Annotated in this window: 14 protein-coding genes; 6 read left to right on the top strand and 8 right to left on the bottom strand. The window is 72.0% G+C overall.

The features are described 5' to 3' along the window. Positions 1 to 7 precede the first annotated feature (7 nt). Both ACZ5WG_RS06375 and ACZ5WG_RS06370 read left to right on the top strand, forming a co-directional pair. Complete coding sequence (locus tag ACZ5WG_RS06375) at positions 8 to 397, top strand: DUF742 domain-containing protein (protein ID WP_468721069.1); 390 nt, start codon at positions 8 to 10, stop codon at positions 395 to 397. Then, positions 397 to 1,062, top strand: coding sequence for a GTP-binding protein (locus ACZ5WG_RS06370; RefSeq protein WP_468721068.1), 666 nt, complete (start codon positions 397 to 399; stop codon positions 1,060 to 1,062). Before ACZ5WG_RS06375 ends, ACZ5WG_RS06370 begins: the two co-directional genes overlap by 1 nt. 33 nt (positions 1,063 to 1,095) lie before the next feature. On the opposite strand, the gene ACZ5WG_RS06365 is transcribed toward ACZ5WG_RS06370, so the two are convergent. Beyond that, positions 1,096 to 1,524 carry a PPOX class F420-dependent oxidoreductase gene (locus tag ACZ5WG_RS06365; RefSeq protein ID WP_468721067.1) on the bottom strand — a complete coding sequence of 143 codons (429 nt, stop codon included), beginning with the start codon at positions 1,522 to 1,524 and terminating at the stop codon, positions 1,096 to 1,098. A gap of 108 nt (positions 1,525 to 1,632) precedes the next feature. On the opposite strand from ACZ5WG_RS06365, the gene ACZ5WG_RS06360 reads away from it, so the two are divergent. Together ACZ5WG_RS06360 and ACZ5WG_RS06355 are read left to right on the top strand one after the other, a co-directional pair. Further along, entirely contained in the window at positions 1,633 to 2,031 is a 399-nt protein-coding gene (locus ACZ5WG_RS06360; protein ID WP_468721459.1) for a roadblock/LC7 domain-containing protein, read from the top strand. 104 nt (positions 2,032 to 2,135) lie between these two features. Continuing rightward, complete coding sequence (locus tag ACZ5WG_RS06355) at positions 2,136 to 3,005, top strand: DUF6397 family protein (RefSeq protein ID WP_468721065.1); 870 nt, start codon at positions 2,136 to 2,138, stop codon at positions 3,003 to 3,005. Here ACZ5WG_RS06355 and ACZ5WG_RS06350 read toward each other — a convergent pair. The 3 genes from ACZ5WG_RS06350 to ACZ5WG_RS06340 all read right to left on the bottom strand — a co-directional run bounded on the left by ACZ5WG_RS06350 (position 2,969) and on the right by ACZ5WG_RS06340 (position 6,934). Beyond that, complete coding sequence (locus tag ACZ5WG_RS06350) at positions 2,969 to 3,370, bottom strand: YchJ family protein (protein ID WP_468721064.1); 402 nt, start codon at positions 3,368 to 3,370, stop codon at positions 2,969 to 2,971. The two genes, ACZ5WG_RS06355 and ACZ5WG_RS06350, sit on opposite strands and share 37 nt — an antisense overlap. 32 nt (positions 3,371 to 3,402) lie before the next feature. Further along, complete coding sequence (locus tag ACZ5WG_RS06345; protein WP_468721062.1) at positions 3,403 to 4,305, bottom strand: acyl-CoA thioesterase; 903 nt, start codon at positions 4,303 to 4,305, stop codon at positions 3,403 to 3,405. A gap of 106 nt (positions 4,306 to 4,411) precedes the next feature. After that, entirely contained in the window at positions 4,412 to 6,934 is a 2,523-nt protein-coding gene (locus ACZ5WG_RS06340) for a DEAD/DEAH box helicase (RefSeq protein WP_468721061.1), read from the bottom strand. Positions 6,935 to 7,079: 145 nt separating this feature from the next. Here ACZ5WG_RS06340 and ACZ5WG_RS06335 point away from each other — a divergent pair, with 145 nt between their 5' ends. Further along, entirely contained in the window at positions 7,080 to 7,871 is a 792-nt protein-coding gene (locus ACZ5WG_RS06335) for a metal-dependent hydrolase (protein ID WP_133898761.1), read from the top strand. 90 nt (positions 7,872 to 7,961) lie between these two features. Here the strand turns inward: ACZ5WG_RS06335 and ACZ5WG_RS06330 are convergent, their stop codons facing one another. From ACZ5WG_RS06330 to ACZ5WG_RS06315, 4 genes are all read right to left on the bottom strand, one after another. Beyond that, entirely contained in the window at positions 7,962 to 9,743 is a 1,782-nt protein-coding gene (locus ACZ5WG_RS06330; protein WP_468721059.1) for an ABC transporter ATP-binding protein, read from the bottom strand. Continuing rightward, positions 9,740 to 11,593: an ABC transporter ATP-binding protein gene (locus ACZ5WG_RS06325; RefSeq protein WP_468721057.1), complete on the bottom strand. Its 1,854-nt coding sequence runs from the start codon at positions 11,591 to 11,593 to the stop codon at positions 9,740 to 9,742. The genes ACZ5WG_RS06330 and ACZ5WG_RS06325 overlap by 4 nt, the downstream gene beginning before the upstream one ends. A 145-nt stretch (positions 11,594 to 11,738) precedes the next feature. Then, positions 11,739 to 14,675 carry an FAD-binding and (Fe-S)-binding domain-containing protein gene (locus ACZ5WG_RS06320; protein WP_468721055.1) on the bottom strand — a complete coding sequence of 979 codons (2,937 nt, stop codon included), beginning with the start codon at positions 14,673 to 14,675 and terminating at the stop codon, positions 11,739 to 11,741. 68 nt (positions 14,676 to 14,743) lie between these two features. Continuing rightward, positions 14,744 to 15,205 carry a MarR family winged helix-turn-helix transcriptional regulator gene (locus ACZ5WG_RS06315; protein ID WP_266631687.1) on the bottom strand — a complete coding sequence of 154 codons (462 nt, stop codon included), beginning with the start codon at positions 15,203 to 15,205 and terminating at the stop codon, positions 14,744 to 14,746. An 86-nt stretch (positions 15,206 to 15,291) separates the two neighbouring features. On the opposite strand from ACZ5WG_RS06315, the gene ACZ5WG_RS06310 reads away from it, so the two are divergent. Beyond that, positions 15,292 to 17,208 carry an ABC transporter ATP-binding protein gene (locus tag ACZ5WG_RS06310; protein WP_468721053.1) on the top strand — a complete coding sequence of 639 codons (1,917 nt, stop codon included), beginning with the start codon at positions 15,292 to 15,294 and terminating at the stop codon, positions 17,206 to 17,208. Positions 17,209 to 17,252 lie beyond the last annotated feature (44 nt).

The following is a 17,252-nucleotide window of genomic DNA, read 5'->3' as shown; positions in this document are numbered from 1 at the left end:
CCGGTACATGAACGGCCAGTGGTACGACGCCGACGCGGGCCCGCTCGTCCGTCCGTACGCCATGACCGGCGGGCGTACGAAGCCGGGTCCGCACGGGGTCCGGTTCGACCTGATCGCGCTGGTCGTCATGGACAACGAGGGCGCTGCGGGCACCGATGGGGTGGCCGAGTCGCTGCTGGGCCCCGAACACCGGGCACTGCTCGGGCTCTGCCGGTCCGAGACCCAGTCGGTGGCGGAGCTCGCCGCGGACGCGGACCTGCCCGTGGGCGTGGTGCGGGTGCTGCTCGGGGACCTGTTGGAGGGCGGGCACGTCAAGGTCAGCCGGCCGGTGCCGCCCGCCCTGCTGCCGGACGAGCGGATTTTGCGTGAAGTCATCGAGGGATTGCGAGCGCTGTGATGGGACAACACCACGACGGACAGGGCGGACCGGGCCCGGTGCCCGGCCCGGACCAGGACCCGGAGGCCGACGGGGAACTGGCCGCGCTCGCGCTGAAGATACTCGTGGCGGGCGGGTTCGGGGTCGGCAAGACCACGATGGTCGGCGCGGTCAGCGAGATCCGGCCGCTGCGGACGGAGGAACTGCTCAGCGAGGCGGGCGAACTGGTCGACGACACGGGCGGGGTGGCCCAGAAGACGACCACGACCGTGGCCATGGACTTCGGCCGGATCACCATCCGGTCCGGGCTGTCGCTCTACTTGTTCGGTACGCCGGGGCAGGACCGGTTCTGGTTCCTGTGGGACGAGTTGTCGCAGGGCGCCCTCGGCGCCGTGGTGCTCGCGGACACCCGCCGGCTGGAGGACTGCTTCCCGGCGGTGGACTACTTCGAGCACCGGCGCATTCCGTTCGTGGTGGCCGTCAACTGCTTCACCGACGCGCGGCGGTACGGGGCGCACGAGGTCTCGCGGGCACTGGACCTGGAGTCGGGGACGCCGGTGGTGCTGTGCGATGCGCGGGACCGGGATTCGGGGAAGGAGGTGCTGATCAGGCTGGTCGAGTACGCCGGGCGGGTGCACACCGCCCGGCTGCTCGACTCGGTGGAGCCGCAGGCGGATTCCGTGTGAGGCGGGCCTGCGGTGGGCTGGGAGGTGCTCGCCTCAGTGGGTCACGCCGTCAACGGAGATCACCTGGTCGATGGTGACGCGGACGAGGAGTTCGCCGGGGACGGCGTTGCGGCGGCCGAAGGCCTCGGCGCGCTCCTCGCCCATGTAGCGGGCGCTGATGCGCGTCGCCCAGGGGAGCATCTCCTCCAGGTCCTCGCTGATCTCGGCGCGCCCCTGGAGGACGACGTAGGAGAACGGCGGGCGGTCGTCGTCGACGCAGAGCGCGACCCGTCCGTCGCGCAGCAGGTTGCGGCCCTTGACCGTGCCCTTGCCGGTGTTGAACACGAAGGAATCGCCGTCGAGAACGAACCAGACGGGTGCGATGTGCGGACTGCCGTCCTCGCGGACGGTGGACAGCTTGCCGGTGCGGGTCCCGTACGAGACGAATGCCCGCCATTCCTCTTGAGTCATCTTCTTCGCCATGGGGACATCCTCCTTGCCCGAAAGGCGCTGGTGGGGAAGGCTGGCGTGCACTCACTACGAGGGGTGGGGCGCAGCCACGCCGGCGGCGTCGACGGGGAGGGGCTCGAAATGGCACTGGACAAGCAGCTGGACTGGCTGCTCGACGACCTGACGCGCAGGGTCCAGCAGGTCAGGCATGCGGTGGTGCTGTCCAACGACGGTCTGGTGACGGGCGCGAGCGCGGGGCTGGCTCGGGAGGACGGGGAGCACCTGGCTGCGGTGGCGGCGGGGCTGCAGAGCCTGGCGAAGGGGTCGGGCCGGCACTTCCGGGCCGGCGAGGTACGGCAGACGATGGTCGAATACGACGACGGTGTCCTGTTCGTCATGGCGGCGGGCGCGGGGAGTTCGCTGTGCGTGCTCAGCGCCGCTGAGGCCGACATCGGGCAGGTCGCGTACGAGATGACGCTGCTGGTCAACCGGGTGGGAGAGCACCTGGGGGTGGCAGAGCGGCGGATCACCGGGGGCTGATGCCTCCCGGGCTTTCCGGAGTTATCCACAGGCCTCGCGGGGTGTTGTGGCGCTGAGTTACGGTCTTCACGCAGAGTAATCATCACTCGTGGGGGAGGACCGTCATGAAGGTCGCGACGCAGCCGGGGCGTGTGCCGGCGGACGCAGGGGCGCCGGCCCGGCCGGACGTACGGGCGTACGGGTCGGCGGTGGTACGGGCGGACCCGCTGCCGGACGCGGCGGTGGGCGGTGCCCGGGCCGCCGGGGAACTGGGGCTGACCCGGACCGAGTTCGCCCGGGCCGTCCAGCTGGGCATCGTGCACGCAGGGCCGCCGGCGCCGGGCGGGGCCGCGCGCTACACGCGGGCGGAGCTGGACCGGGTCCGGTCGGCGGACGGGTTCCCGGGCGCGCTGCGCGAGCGGGTCGAGACCGTGGCCGGAGCCGAGGCCGCGGGCGGGGTGCTGGGGATCAGCCCGGGCCGGTTCACCCGGCTCGCGCGCTGCGGTCACATCACCCCGGTCGGCTACCGGATCAACCGCTGGCGGGTGGTGGTGTGGCTCTATCTGGTCGCGGAGCTGCGGGAGTTCGCCGCCCGGGAAGCAGGGATGCTGCGCGGGAGCGCGCCCCCGGCGGACCGGGAGCTGATGGCGGCCGGGGCGGACCTGCGGCCGCGGAAGTGGCGCGGGCGGCATGTGGGGTTGCTGCTGAGACGAACGGCCGACCCCTGGGAGCGGGCTGCGGTCCTGGCCTCCGTACTCCCGGAGGACGAGCTGCGGGAGGCCGTTCCCGACCCGGCGGAGCGGATCGTGCTCACCGCGCTCGCCCCGCCCCCGCCGAGCGGGCACCCGCAGATCCCGGCCGCCGCGGCCGTGGCGCTCCGGCTGTTACGGGCGGAGCCGCCGGACGAGATCCACTGGTACCGCACCAGCCTGGACTTCGCGCTGACCGGAGCGCGCGGTCAGTCGAAGTCGACGGGGGAGAGGGGGCCGACGTAGACCCAGGCCCCTGCCTCACGTGCGAAAGCGCTGTGCTCGTGCAGGGAACCGGCGTGCCGGCCCTCGCGGTAGTACGCCCGGAACTCCACCGAGCCCTCCGTCTCGAACATCCCGCCGCGCTCGGCGGCGAGGACCTCGAGGCGCTCCCAGCGCTGGTCGGGATCCAGGTCGAGGCGGGCGGGCCGGGTGCTCGAGTGCCAGGAGCGCAGCAGATAGGCGGTGTCGGCGACGGCGAACGCACTGAAGCGGGAGCGCATCAGCAGCTCGGCGGTGGGCGCCTGCTGCGCACCGGAGTGGAAGCGGCCGCAGCACTCCGGGTAGGCGGCGGGCAGTCCGCAGGGGCAGGGGAGGGCCGGGGTGGGCATGGGTGTGCTCAGCTCTTCGGGGACGGGGCGGACTACTGGGGGGACACGGGCGGCTTGGCCGCGTTCTCGGCGTACGGGCGGAAGAGGCCTTCCTGGACCACGGAGACCAGCAACCTGCCCTCCAAGTCGTAGATACGGCCACGGGCCAGGCCCCGGCCGCCGTGCGCGATCGGCGACTCCTGGTCGTACAGGAACCACTCGTCCGCGCGGAACGGCCGGTGGAACCACATGGCGTGGTCCAGCGAGGCCATGTCGAACCCGCGCATGCCCCACAGGGGTTCCACGGGGATGCGCACGGCGTCGAGGAGGGTCATGTCACTGGCGTAGGTGAGGGCGCAGGTGTGCACCAGCGGGTCGTCGCCCAGCGGGCCGACCGCGCGCATCCACACCGCGCTGCGCGGATCGGCGTCCTTGAGCTCCTCCGGAGCCCAGCGGAGCCGGTCCGTGTACCGGATGTCGAACGGCTGGCGGCGGGCCATCCGCTCCAGCGCCTCGGGCAGCGCGCCCAAGTGCTCGCGGATCTCGTCCGCGACCTTCGGGAGCGCGTCCGGGTGGGGGAAGTCGAGTCGGGGAGGCAGCTGGTGCTCGATGCTGCCCTCCTCCGGATGATGGAAGGAGGCGGTGAGATTGAAGATCGTCTTGCCCTGCTGGACCGCGGTGACGCGGCGCGTGGTGAAGGACCGCCCGTCGCGCACCCGCTCCACCTGGTACACGATCGGCACCCCGGGGATGCCGGGGCGCAGGAAGTACGCGTGCAGAGAGTGGACCGGGCGGTCGCTCTCGGTGGTGCGGCCGGCGGCCACCAGCGCCTGGCCGGCGACCTGCCCGCCGAAGACCCGCTGGAGGGACTCCTGCGGGCTGGCACCGCGGAAGATGTTGACCTCGATCTGCTCCAGGTCGAGCAGATCGACCAGTCTCTCGGCCGGGTTCGTCATCAGAGGTTCTCCACTGTCGGGTCCGGGCGCCGCCGGAGGGAAACCGGAGCCGGCGGGGCCGGTCGCTTGCGGGTGGGGGTCCCCCCGGACGGAGTCCAGGGGGAGGTCAGAGCGCGCCGAGCTCACCGACCGAGGTCAGCCGGATGATTGCACGGCCCTCCTCGTCGGAGGCCGCGAGGTCGACCTCGGCGCTGATGCCCCAGCCATGGTCCCCGTTCGGGTCCGCGAAGGTCTGGCGGACGCGCCACAGGCCGTGCGCCGGGTCCTCCTCGATCTGGAGCAGCTTCGGGCCGCGCGCGTCGGGGCCGGTGCCCAGGTCGTCGTACTCGTCCCAGTACGCGTCCATGGCCTCGCCCCAGGCGTCGGCGTCCCAGCCGGCCTCGCCGTCCAGCTCGCCGAGCTGGTCGACGTGGTCCAGCGCGGCGAGCTCCACGCGGCGGAACATGGCGTTGCGGACCAGGACGCGGAAGGCGCGCGCGTTCGCGGTGACCGGCTTGACCTGGTCGGCCTTCTCCTGGGCCTGCTCCGCCGTCTCCACCTCCGGGTTCGCCAGCTGTTCCCACTCGTCGAGCAGGCTGGAGTCGACCTGGCGGACGAGCTCGCCCAGCCAGGCGATGAGGTCCTGGAGGTCCTCGGACTTGAGGTCGTCGGGGATGGTGTGGTCCAGCGCCTTGTACGCGCTCGCCAGGTAGCGCAGCACGATGCCCTCGGTGCGGGCGAGCTCGTAGAAGGAGGTGAACTCGGTGAAGGTCATCGCGCGCTCGTACATGTCGCGGATGATCGACTTCGGGGAGACCGGGTGGTCGCCGACCCACGGGTGGCTCTTGCGGTACACGTCGTAGGCGTGGAAGAGGAGCTCTTCGAGCGGCTTGGGATAGGTGACGTCCTGGAGACGCTCCATCCGCTCCTCGTACTCGATCCCGTCGGCCTTCATGGCGCCCACGGCGATGCCGCGCTCCTTGTTCTGCTGGGCGGCCAGGATCTGCCGCGGGTCGTCCAGCGTGGACTCGACGACGGAGACCATGTCCAGCGCGTAGGAGGGGGACTCGGGGTCCAGCAGGTCGAAGGAGGCCAGGGCGAAGGTGGACAGCGGCTGGTTGAGCGCGAAGTCCTGCTGGAGGTCGACGGTGAGCCGGATGGTGCGGCCCTCCGCGTCAGGGGTGTCGAGCTTCTCGACCACACCGCCGTCCAGCAGCGAGCGGTAGATCGCGATGGCCCGGCGGATGTGCCGCAGCTGCGCCTTGCGCGGCTCGTGGTTGTCCTCGAGGAGGTGGCGCATCGCCTGGAAGGCATCGCCCGGACGGGCGATGACCGACAGCAGCATGATGTTGGTGACCTTGAACCGCGAGGTGAGCGGCTCCGGGTCGGCGGCGATGAGCTTCTCGAAGGTGGTGTCCGACCAGGCGACGAAGCCCTCGGGAGCCTTCTTGCGCACCACCTTGCGGCGCTTCTTAGGGTCGTCGCCCGCCTTCGCGAGGGCCTTCTCGTTCTCGATGACGTGCTCGGGCGCCTGGGCGACCACGTAGCCCGCCGTGTCGAAGCCGGCCCGGCCCGCGCGGCCGGCGATCTGGTGGAACTCGCGGGCGCGCAGCGTGCGGACCCGGTTCCCGTCGTACTTGGTGAGCGCGGTGAACAGCACCGTGCGGATGGGGACGTTGACGCCGACGCCGAGGGTGTCGGTACCGCAGATGACCTTCAGCAGGCCGGCCTGGGCCAGCTTCTCGACCAGGCGCCGGTACTTGGGCAGCATGCCGGCGTGGTGGACGCCGATGCCGTGCCGGACGTAGCGGGAGAGGTTCTGGCCGAACTTGGTGGTGAAGCGGAAGTTGCCGATCAGGTCGGCGATCTTGTCCTTCTCCTCACGGGTGCACATGTTGATGCTCATCAGCGACTGCGCGCGCTCGACCGCCTGGGCCTGCGTGAAGTGCACGATGTAGACCGGGGCCTGCCGGGTCTCCAGCAGCTCGGTGATCGTGTCGGTGATCGGAGTGGTGACGTACTCGTACGACAGCGGGACGGGCCGGCTCGCGGAGCGGACCACCGAGGTCGGCCGGCCGGTGCGCCGGGTCAGGTCCTCCTCGAACCGCTTCACGTCGCCGAGGGTCGCCGACATCAGGACGAACTGCGCCTGCGGGAGCTCCAGCAGAGGGATCTGCCAGGCCCAGCCGCGGTCCGGCTCGGCATAGAAGTGGAACTCGTCCATGACGACCTGGCCGATGTCGGCGTACTTGCCGTCACGCAGGGCGATGGAGGCCAGCACCTCGGCGGTGCAGCAGATCACCGGGGCGTCCGCGTTCACGGAGGCGTCGCCGGTCAGCATGCCGACGTTCTCGGTGCCGAAGAGCTTGCACAGGTCGAAGAACTTCTCCGACACCAGCGCCTTGATCGGGGCGGTGTAGAAGGTGACCTTGTCCTGGGCGAGGGCGGTGAAGTGCGCGCCGGCCGCGACCAGGCTCTTGCCGGAGCCGGTCGGGGTGGACAAGATCACGTTCGCCCCGGAGACGACCTCGATCAGCGCCTCCTCCTGCGCCGGGTACAGGGTGATGCCCTGATCCTCCGCCCACGAGGAGAAAGCCTCGAAGAGGGCGTCGGGGTCGGCGTTCGGCGGGAGCTGATCAATGAGGGTCACACCCCCCATCTTGCCTGGCTTCCCGCCGGAACAGGGAACCGGCGGATACGGCGAAGATCACCGACGGTACGCTGTGCCGTCGACCGGGCCCGAACGAAACCGTCAACAGGGCCCGACCACCACACGACTGGGGCGGGGAACGACCATGATGGGTCCGGCGCACTCACTGTCCGGGGCGGCAGCCTGGCTGGGGGTGGGAGCGGCGGCCGCGGCCGCCGGGCACCCGATGCCCTGGCCGGTCCTCGTCGTCGGCGCGCTCATCTGTGCCGGCGCGGCCCTCGCCCCCGACCTGGACCACAAGTCGGCGACGATCTCGCGTGCCTTCGGCCCGCTCTCCCGGGGCCTGTGCGAGGTGGTCGACAAGATCTCCTACGCCGTCTACAAAGCCACCCGGGCCCCGAAGGACGCCCGCCGCACGGGCGGTCACCGCACCCTGACGCACACCTGGCTGTGGGCCGTCCTCATCGGCGCGGGCTCCTCCGCGCTGGCGGCCACCACCGACCGCTGGGGCGTGCTCGTCCTGCTCTTCGTCCACCTGGTCCTGGCCGTCGAGGGCCTGCTGTGGCGGGCCGCCCGGATGTCCAGCGACGTCCTCGTCTGGCTGCTCGGCGCCACCAGCGCCTGGATCCTGGCCGGTGTCCTCGACCAGCCCGGCAACGGCGCCGGATGGCTGTTCACCGGCCCCGGCCAGGAATACCTCTGGCTCGGCCTGCCGATCCTGCTCGGCGCCCTGGTCCACGACATCGGTGACGCCCTGACCGTCTCCGGCTGCCCCATCCTGTGGCCCCTGCCGATCGCAGGGAAGCGCTGGTACCCCATCGGCCCGCCCAAGGGGATGCGCTTCCGGGCCGGCAGCTGGGTGGAGCTCAAGGTCCTCATGCCCGTGTTCATGCTGCTCGGCGGCATAGGCGGAGCCTCCGCCCTCGGCTTCATCTGAGCGGCCTCGGGGAAGTGGGGCGCGCAAAGCCCCGGTCCCCGCGCAGCAGCGGGGGAGCGGGGCCTCGTACGGCAGCCGGCGCGCGGCGGGTCAGCCGTGCCAGGAGCGCCACAGCGCCGCGTAGGCGCCGTCCGCCGCGACCAGCTCGTCGTGCGAGCCCAGTTCGCTGATCCGGCCGCCCTCGACCACCGCGATCACATCCGCGTCGTGCGCGGTGTGCAGCCGGTGGGCGATCGCAATCACCGTACGGCCGTCCAGCACCCGGGCCAGCGAACGCTCCAGATGCCGTGCGGCCCGCGGGTCCAGCAGCGAGGTGGCCTCGTCCAGGACCAGCGTGTGCGGGTCCGCCAGCACCAGCCGGGCCAGCGCGATCTGCTGCGCCTGCGCCGGGGTCAGCGCCGTACCGCCCGAACCCACCTCGGTGTCCAGACCCGTCTCCAGAGCCCGGGCCCAGCCGTCCGCGTCCACCGCTTCCAGAGCCGCCCACAGCTCGGCGTCGGCCGCCTCGGTGCGCGCCAGCCGGAGGTTGTCCCGCAGCGAGCCCACGAACACGTGGTGCTCCTGGTTGACCAGCGCCACCTGCTCGCGCACCCGCTCCGCGGGCATCCGCGACAGCTGCGCCCCGCCGAGGGTCACCTCGCCGGTCCGCGGCGCGTAGATGCCCGCCAGCAGCCGGCCCAGCGTGGACTTGCCCGCCCCCGAGGGACCGACCAGCGCCATCCGGGTGCCCGGCGGCACGGACATGGACACCTGGTGCAGCACGTCCACGCCCTCCCGGTAGCCGAAGCGCACCTCGTCGGCCCGGACATCCCGTCCCGCCGGGGAGACGGCCGCGTCGCCCGCGTCCGGCTCGATCTCCCGGACGCCGACCAGGCGGGCGAGGGAGACCTGGGCGACCTGCAGCTCGTCGTACCAGCGCAGGATCAGTCCGATCGGATCGACCATCATCTGGGCCAGCAGCGCGCCCGTGGTCAGCTGCCCCACCGACATCCAGCCCTGCAGCACGCAGTAGCCGCCGATCATCAGCACGGAGCCGAGGATCGTCACGAAGGTGACGTTGACGACGGGGAACAGGACCGTCCGCAGGAACAGCGTGTACCGCTCCCACGCCGTCCACTCCTTGATCCGCCGCTCCGACAGCGCGATCCGGCCCGGCCCGAGGCGGTGCGCCTCGACCGTGCGCCCGGCGTCCACCGTCTCGGTGAGCACGGCCGCGACCGCCGCGTACCCGGCCGCCTCCGAGCGGTACGCGGAGGGAGCCCGCTTGAAGTACCAGCGGCAGCCGATCACCAGCACCGGCAGCGCCACCAGCGCGGCCAGGGCCAGCGGCGGCGCGGTCACGGTGAGCGCCCCGAAGAGCAGCCCCACCCAGACCACGCCGATCGCCAGCTGCGGAACGGCCTCGCGCATCGCGTTGGCCAGCCGGTCGATGTCGGTGGTGATCCGCGACAGCAGATCACCGGTGCCGGCCCGCTCCAGTACGCCCGGGGGCAGGCCCACGGACCGAACCAGGAAGTCCTCGCGCAGGTCGGCCAGCATCTCTTCGCCGAGCATCGCGCCGCGCAGCCGGACCAGTCGGACGAAGAACGTCTGGACCACGAGGGCCAGCGCGAACAGCAGGGCCACGCGCCCCAGATGGAGCTCGCGCGCCCCTGCCGCCAGCTGGTCCACGACCCGGCCCAGCAGGTACGGGCCGACCATGGAGGCGATCACCGCGACCGCGTTGACCGTCACCAGTACAACGAAGGCCCGCCGGTGCCGCCGGAACAGGCCGCGCACATAGCCCCGGACGGTCGCCGTCGTGCCCACGGGCAAGGTGGCGGCCGATTCGGGGGCCGCCGGATCGTATTGCGGCGGCGCCACGCCGATCATGCGGATTCCTCGATCTCTGTCAGTGCCTTTTCCAGCTGGGCTTCTTCCAGCCGGGGCAGTTCGATACGGGCCACGCGCTGCTCCTCGTCGGTCTCGCGCGTGACGACCGCCCGGTAGAGCGGTTCGCCGTGCAGCAGTTCGCGGTGCGTACCGGTCGCGGCGACCGCGCCCTCGTGGACCAGGACCACCCGGTCGGCACGGTCCAGGAGCAGCGGCGAGGAGGCCAGTACCACCGTCGTGCGCCCGGCGCGCAGGGCGGTGATCCCGTCCGCGATCCGCGCTTCGGTGTGCGAGTCGACCGCCGAGGTCGGCTCGTCCAGCACCAGCACCTCCGGGTCGGTGGCCAGGGACCGCGCCAGCGCGAGCCGCTGGCGCTGCCCGCCGGACAGGGACCGGCCGCGCTCGGTGATCCGCGCGTCCATCGGGTCGTCCACCCCGTCCGGCGCCGACTGCAGCAGCGCGTCCAGGACGTCCCCGCACTGGGCGGCGGCCAGCGCGTCCTGGGGCTCGACCGCTCCGGACGCCGGTACGGCGAACAGCTCGCGCAGGGTTCCGGACAGCAGCACCGGGTCCTTGTCCTGTACGAGGACCAGCGTGCGCGCCGTGTCCAGTGCGAGCTCGTCCAGCGCGACCCCGCCCAGCAGCACCGACACCCGGTCGGCAGCCGGCCCGTCGTCCGCCGGATGGCCGCCGAGGCGCTCGGCGAGCCGGCCCGCCAGGTCCGGGTCCCCGCACACCACGGCGGTGAAACGGCCCGCCGGGGCCAGCAGTCCGGTCGCGGGGTCGTACAGGTCACCGCCGGGGGTCGGAGCCTGCGCGATCCCGGCTTCAGGCGCCCCCGGCACCGGGGCGTCCGTACGCGTCAGCGACAGCACCCGGGCGGCCCGCTTGGCGGAGGGCCGGGAGAAGGAGTACGCCATGGCGATCTCCTCGAAGTGCCGCAGCGGGTAGAGCATCGTGGCCACCGCACTGAAGGCGGCCACGAGTTCACCGACCGCCAGCCGGCCGCCCAGCACGAGCACGGAGCCGTACCAGACCACGGTGATCAGCAGTACGCCCGGCAGCAGCACCTGGATCGCGGAGATCAGCGCCCACATCCGGGCGCTGCGCACGGCCGCCTTGCGGACCTCCTGCGAGGCCTCGCGGTAGCGGCCGAGGAACAGCTCCTCGCCGCCGATGCCGCGCAGCACCCGCAGGCCGGCCACGGTGTCGGAGGCCAGTTCGGTGGCCTTGCCGGCCTTCTCGCGCTGGATGTCGGCGCGTTGGGTGGCGCGCGGCAGCAGCGGCAGCACGGACAGGGCGAGCACCGGGACGCCGATCGCCACGACCACGCCGATCGACGGCGCGTAGAACAGCAGGCCGACGCAGATGGCGACGACGGCGAAGGCGGCGGCGAGGAAGCGGGAGACCGCCTCGACGAACCAGCCGATCTTCTCCACGTCGCCCGTGGAGACCGCGACCACTTCGCCCGCCGCGACCCGCCGGGTCAGGGCGGAGCCCAGCTCGGCGGTCTTGCGGGCGAGCAGCTGCTGCACGCGCGCGGCGGCCGTGATCCAGTTGGTGACGGCGGTCCGGTGGAGCATCGCGTCGCCGGCCGAGATGGCGACGCCGATCAGCACCAGCAGCGCGCCGACCAGCAGCAGCCCGGTGCCGTTGCGCCGTACGACCGCGTCGACGCCCAGCCCCAGCACGTACGGGAGCCCGGCGATGCCGCAGAAGTGCACCAGTCCCCAGCACAGGCTCCTGACCTGCCCGCCGAGTTGGCCCCGCCCCAGCCACACCAGGAAGCGCGGGCCGGAGCGAGCATCGGGTACCCCGGGATCCGGATACGGAAGATCGCTGATCTGCATGACGCCTCATGACTGGTCGAGGGGTTCAAACCGTGCAAGGTTCGCCTTCCGGACCGGTCCCGGGCAATCGATTTTGCGTTGGCCAAGGCCTTACGTGGCGGGATGTGCGGCGTTCCTGCGGCCTGACCGGCCACGTATCGCCACGTCAAGGACGGGTGGCCCGCTCCAGTTCCAGCAGCGCCGAGTAGTAGCTGCGGCCGGTGGCCCGGTCCATGCCCACCTCACACATCCGGTTCGCCGACAGATGCGCGTCGAACGCGCGCGACGTCACCTCCGCGGCCTCGCGCTCCGTCGCCGAGGCCGTGAGCTCCGGGTGCAGCATGCCCCGGTCGCCCGCGAAGGCGCAGCAGCCCGCATCGTCCGGAACGACCACCTCGGTCGCGCACGCCCCGGCCACCGCCCGCAGCTGCGCCTCGTCGCCCAAGTGCCGCATCGAGCAGGTCGGGTGGAGCACGGCCGAGCCCACCGTGCGCCGGATCTCCAGGTGCGGGAGCAGCTCGTCCGCCGCCCACACGATCGAGTCGACGACCGTCAGCTCCGCGTGCAGTGACCGGTTGTCGTCCGTCAGGTACGGGACCACCTCGTGCGCGATGCCCAGCGTGCACGAGGACGCGTCGACCACCAGCGGCAGCCGCCCGCCGGCGGTCCAGCCCCAGGCGGCCTCCACGATCCGGTTGGCCATCACCCGGTTCCCCGCGTCGTAGCCCTTGGAGTGCCAGATCGTCGCGCAGCAGGTGCCCGCGACGTCACCGGGGATCCACACCGGCTTCCCGGCCCGCTCCGACACCGCCACCACGGCCTCGGGCAGGGAGGGCCCGGGCGGGCCCTCGGGACCGCCGAAGATGCGGTTCACGCAGGCCGGGTAGTACACGGCCGCCGCGCCCACCCGCCGGGTGCCGGGCAGCTTCCGTGCGGCCGCGCCGGGCATCTGCGGCAGCCACTGCGGAACCAGGTCGGGGCGTACGGCCTTGCGCGCGGCCCCGGTGACCGCCTCCAGCAGCCGGTTCCCGACCCGGTCTGTGATCTTGTCGGCGGCGGCCACGGCCAGCCGGGCGGCCCTCTCCACGGTCTTGAACCGCGTCGCGGCGAGCGCGGCGGCCCGCTCCTCGCGCGGGCTGTGCCGACGATGGCGGAAGTCCCGCATCAGGGCGCCCGTGTCGATGCCGACGGGGCAGGCCAGCTTGCAGGTGGAGTCGCCCGCGCAAGTGTCCACGGCGTCGTAGCCGTAGGCCTCGAGCAGTCCGTCCAGCACCCGGGAGCCCGGCTGCTGCCGCATCATCTCCCGGCGCAGCACGATCCGTTGCCGGGGCGTGGTCGTCAGGTCCTCGCTGGGGCAGGTCGGTTCGCAGAAGCCGCACTCGATGCACGGATCGGCCACCGCCTCCACCTGCGGAATCGTCTTCAGCCCGCGCAGATGGGCTTTCGGGTCGCGGTCGAGGAGGATGCGCGGGGCGAGCAGTCCGTCCGGGTCGACGACCCGCTTCGTCCGCCACATCAGCTCGGTGGCCCGGGGCCCCCACTCCAGCTCCAGGAAGGGGGCCATGTTGCGGCCGGTGGAGTGCTCGGCCTTCAGCGAGCCGTCGAACCGCTCCACGGTCAGCCGGCAGAACGCCTCCATGAAGGCCCCGTACCGCTCCACGTCGGCGGGCTTCGCGGCGTCGAAGGCGAGCAGGAAGTGCAGGTTTCCGTGGGCCGCGTGGCCCGCGACGGCCGCGTCGAAGCCGTGCTCCGCCTGGAGCGCGAGGAGCGCCTCGCAGGCCTCGGCCAGCCGGGAGGGCGGCACCGCGAAGTCCTCGGTGATCAGGGTGGTGCCGCAGGCGCGGGCCCCGCCCACGGCGGTGACGAAGGCCCTGCGGGCCTTCCAGTAGCCGTTGATCGTCTTCGTGTCCCGGGTGAAGGCGTTGGTGACCGAGGCCACCGGCGCGACCAGGTCCAGCCCGGCGAGGACCGCGGCGGCGCGCCGTTCGTACTCGGCGCGCCCCGCCTCGTCCGGAGCGCGGAACTCCACCAGCAGGGCGGTGGTGTCCTTCGGCAGGCCGGCCCAGTCGGCGGGGACGCCCTCGACGCTGACCGAGGCGCGCAGGGTGTTGCCGTCCATCACCTCGACGGCGAGGGCGCCCGCCTCGTTGAACAGCGGTACGGCGGCGGCCGCCGCGGGCAGCGAGGGGAAGAAGAGCAAGGCGCTGGTGAGCTCGCGGTCCAGCGCCATGGTGTCGAAGACGACCTCGGCGATGAAGCCGAGCGTGCCCTCCGAGCCGACCATGAGCCCGCGCAGGATCTCGACGGGCGTGGCGCCGTCCAGATACGCGTCGAGGCGGTAGCCGGTGGTGTTCTTGATCTCGTACTTGGCCCGGATCCGGGCGACGAGCTCGGGATCGGCCTCGATCTCCTGCTTGATCTCCATCAGCCCGCGGCACAGCGCCGGTTCCGCGCGCACCAGCTCCTCGTCGGCCAGCGGATCGGCGGTGTCCACGACGGTGCCGCCGGGCAGCACGAAGGTGAGGGAGGAGAGCGTGCGGTACGAGTTCCGCGTGGTGCCCGCCGTCATGCCGGACGCGTTGTTGGCGACGACCCCGCCGAGGGTGCAGGCGATGGCGCTCGCCGGGTCGGGGCCGAGGATGCGGCCGTGCCGGGCGAGCGCGGCATTGGCCCGCGCCACGGTGGTGCCGGGCCGGATCCGGGCCCGGCGGCCGTCCTCCAGCACCTCGGTGCCGGCCCAGTGGCGGCGTACGTCGACCAGGATGTCCTCGCCCTGGGCCTGGCCGTTCAACGAGGTCCCGGCGGCCCGGAAGACGACCTCGCGCCCGCGGCCGTGGGCGTAGGAGAGGACCGCGGAGACGTCGTCGATGTCCTCGGCGATCACCACCACCTGCGGCACGAACCGGTACGGCGAGGCGTCGGAGGCGTAGCGGACCAGGTCGGAGACCTTCCACAGCACCTTCTCGGCGCCCAGCAGCTCCGTCAGCTCGGTGCGCAGCGGCTCCGGGGTACCGGCGGCGTGGTGCTCGGGGACCCGTTCGGGGGCGGGGCCGCTGATGCTGCGGGGGCGCAGGGCGCCGGGCCTCGGTTCCAGCAGCGGCATGCGCGACCCCTTGCCTACTCGTTCGGCCTAGTCCCGGGGAGTCTTTCCCGGCCCCGGGAGCGGCCTTCTCAGCAGCGGCGCTCCATCGGGGCGTCCGTCAGAGCGTTCAGCAGGCCGCCGAGCACCTCGCGCTGCCCGGCGGTCAACGGAGCCAGGATCTCCTCTGCCGCGTCGGTTCGCGCGTTGCGCAGCCGGCGCAGCGTGGCGCGGCCCGTGTCGGTGAGCTCGATCCTTATGACGCGCCGGTTCGCCGGGTCGGGCGCGCGGCGCACGCATTCGGCGGCCTCCAGGCCGTCCACCAGCGTGGTCACGGCGCGGGGCACGACTTCCAGACGGGCGGCGAGGTCCGCCATCCGGGGCGGCTCGTCGCCGTCGTAGTGCGAGACGAGGCGCAGCAGCCGGCTCTGGGCGGGGGTGATGCCCAGCGGTTCCAGGTGGCGCTTCTGGATCCGGTGCAGCCGGCGGGTCAGCCGCAGCAGCTGTTCGGCGAGGACGCCGTCTGTGCTGTCGGTTTCGGAAGCGGTGCTCATACTGGGAAACAGTACCAGGACCAGATTCATTGTGAGCATAGGTAACAATGAGCTATGCTCATGCGAGTCTCGTCAGAAGGAGGCCCATGCGCCCCGAAGAACCGAAGTGGACCCCATCGAAAGAAGCCCTCGACCCCAATCGCCCCGCCCCCGAGGAGCAGCCGCGTGAGCTGCGCCGGATCGTGGGCCTGTTCCGCCCCTACCGCGGCCGCCTCGCCGTCGTGGGGCTGCTCGTCTGCGCCTCCTCGCTGGTCGGAGTGGCCTCGCCGTTCCTGCTGAAGGAGATCCTGGACGTCGCGATCCCCGAGGGGCGTACCGGGCTGCTCAGCCTGCTCGCGCTCGGCATGATCCTCACCGCCGTCGTCACCAGCGTGTTCGGCGTGCTCCAGACCCTGATCTCCACCACCGTCGGCCAGCGCGTCATGCACGACCTGCGCACCGCCGTGTACGCCCAGCTCCAGCGGATGCCGCTGGCCTTCTTCACCCGCACCCGGACCGGCGAGGTGCAGTCCCGCATAGCCAACGACATCGGCGGCATGCAGGCCACCGTCACCTCCACCGCGACCTCGCTCGTCTCCAACCTGACGGCCGTGATCGCCTCCGTCGTCGCGATGCTCGCGCTCGACTGGCGGCTCACCCTCGTCTCGCTGCTCCTGCTGCCGGTGTTCGTGTGGATCAGCCGGCGCGTCGGCCGCGAGCGCAAGAAGATCACGCTCCAGCGGCAGAAGCAGATGGCCGCCATGGCCGCCACGGTCACCGAGTCCTTGTCGGTGAGCGGCATCCTCCTCGGTCGCACGATGGGCCGCGCCGACTCGCTGACCCAGTCGTTCTCCGACGAGTCCGAGAAGCTCGTCGGCCTCGAGGTGCGCTCCAGCATGGCCGGGCGCTGGCGGATGTCCACCATCGGCATCGTCATGGCCGCCATGCCCGCGCTCATCTACTGGGCCGCCGGCATGGCCCTGCAGTCGGGCGCCCCCTCGCTCTCGGTCGGCACCCTCGTCGCCTTCGTCACGCTCCAGCAGGGCCTGTTCCGGCCCGCCGTGAGCCTGCTGTCGACCGGCGTGCAGATCCAGACCTCGCTCGCCCTGTTCGGCCGGATCTTCGAGTACCTCGACCTGCCGGTGGACATCACCGAGCGCGCGGACGCGGTGCGCCTGGACCGGGCCAGGGGCGAGGTCCGGCTGGAGGACGTGCACTTCGCGTACGACGCCAAGCACGGGCCCACGCTGACGGGGATCGACATCACCGTCCCGGCCGGCGGCTCGCTCGCCGTGGTCGGCCCGACCGGCTCGGGCAAGAGCACCCTGAGCTACCTCGTGCCCCGGCTCTACGACGTGACCGGCGGCCGGGTCGCCCTCGACGGCGTGGACGTACGCGAACTCGACTTCGACTCGCTGGCCCGCTCCATAGGCGTGGTCTCCCAGGAGACGTACCTCTTCCACGCCTCGGTCGCCGACAACCTCCGCTTCGCCAAGCCGGACGCCACCGACGAGGAGATCGCCGAGGCGGCCCGTGCGGCCCAGATCCACGACCACATCGAGTCCCTGCCCGACGGGTACGACACCCTGGTCGGCGAGCGCGGCTACCGCTTCTCCGGAGGTGAGAAGCAGCGCCTCGCCATCGCCCGCACCATCCTGCGCGACCCACCGGTGCTGATCCTCGACGAGGCGACCAGTGCTCTGGACACCCGTACCGAGCATGCCGTGCAGCGGGCCATCGACAACCTGTCCCAAGGCCGTACCACGATCACCATCGCGCACCGGCTCTCCACGGTCCGCGACGCCGACCAGATCGTCGTACTGGACAAGGGCCGCATCGCCGAGCGCGGTACGCACGAGGAGCTGCTGGAGGCGGACGGCCGGTACGCGGCCCTGGTCCGCCGGGATCGGGAAACTGCGCTCACCCCGGAGACGGCCGCGGCCCGAGTGGTCCGGGACGTGTCGTTGGCCAAGACCGTCGGGTCGGCCGACGGAGCTGCGCAGCCCACGCCGGTAAACGTGTGATCGTATGACCGATGGGCGGCGTAATGCCCGACATGCGGCACTTC

Source organism: Streptomyces sp. NPDC032745, assembly GCF_055579465.1.
This window is presented reverse-complemented; position numbering and strand designations above follow the sequence as displayed.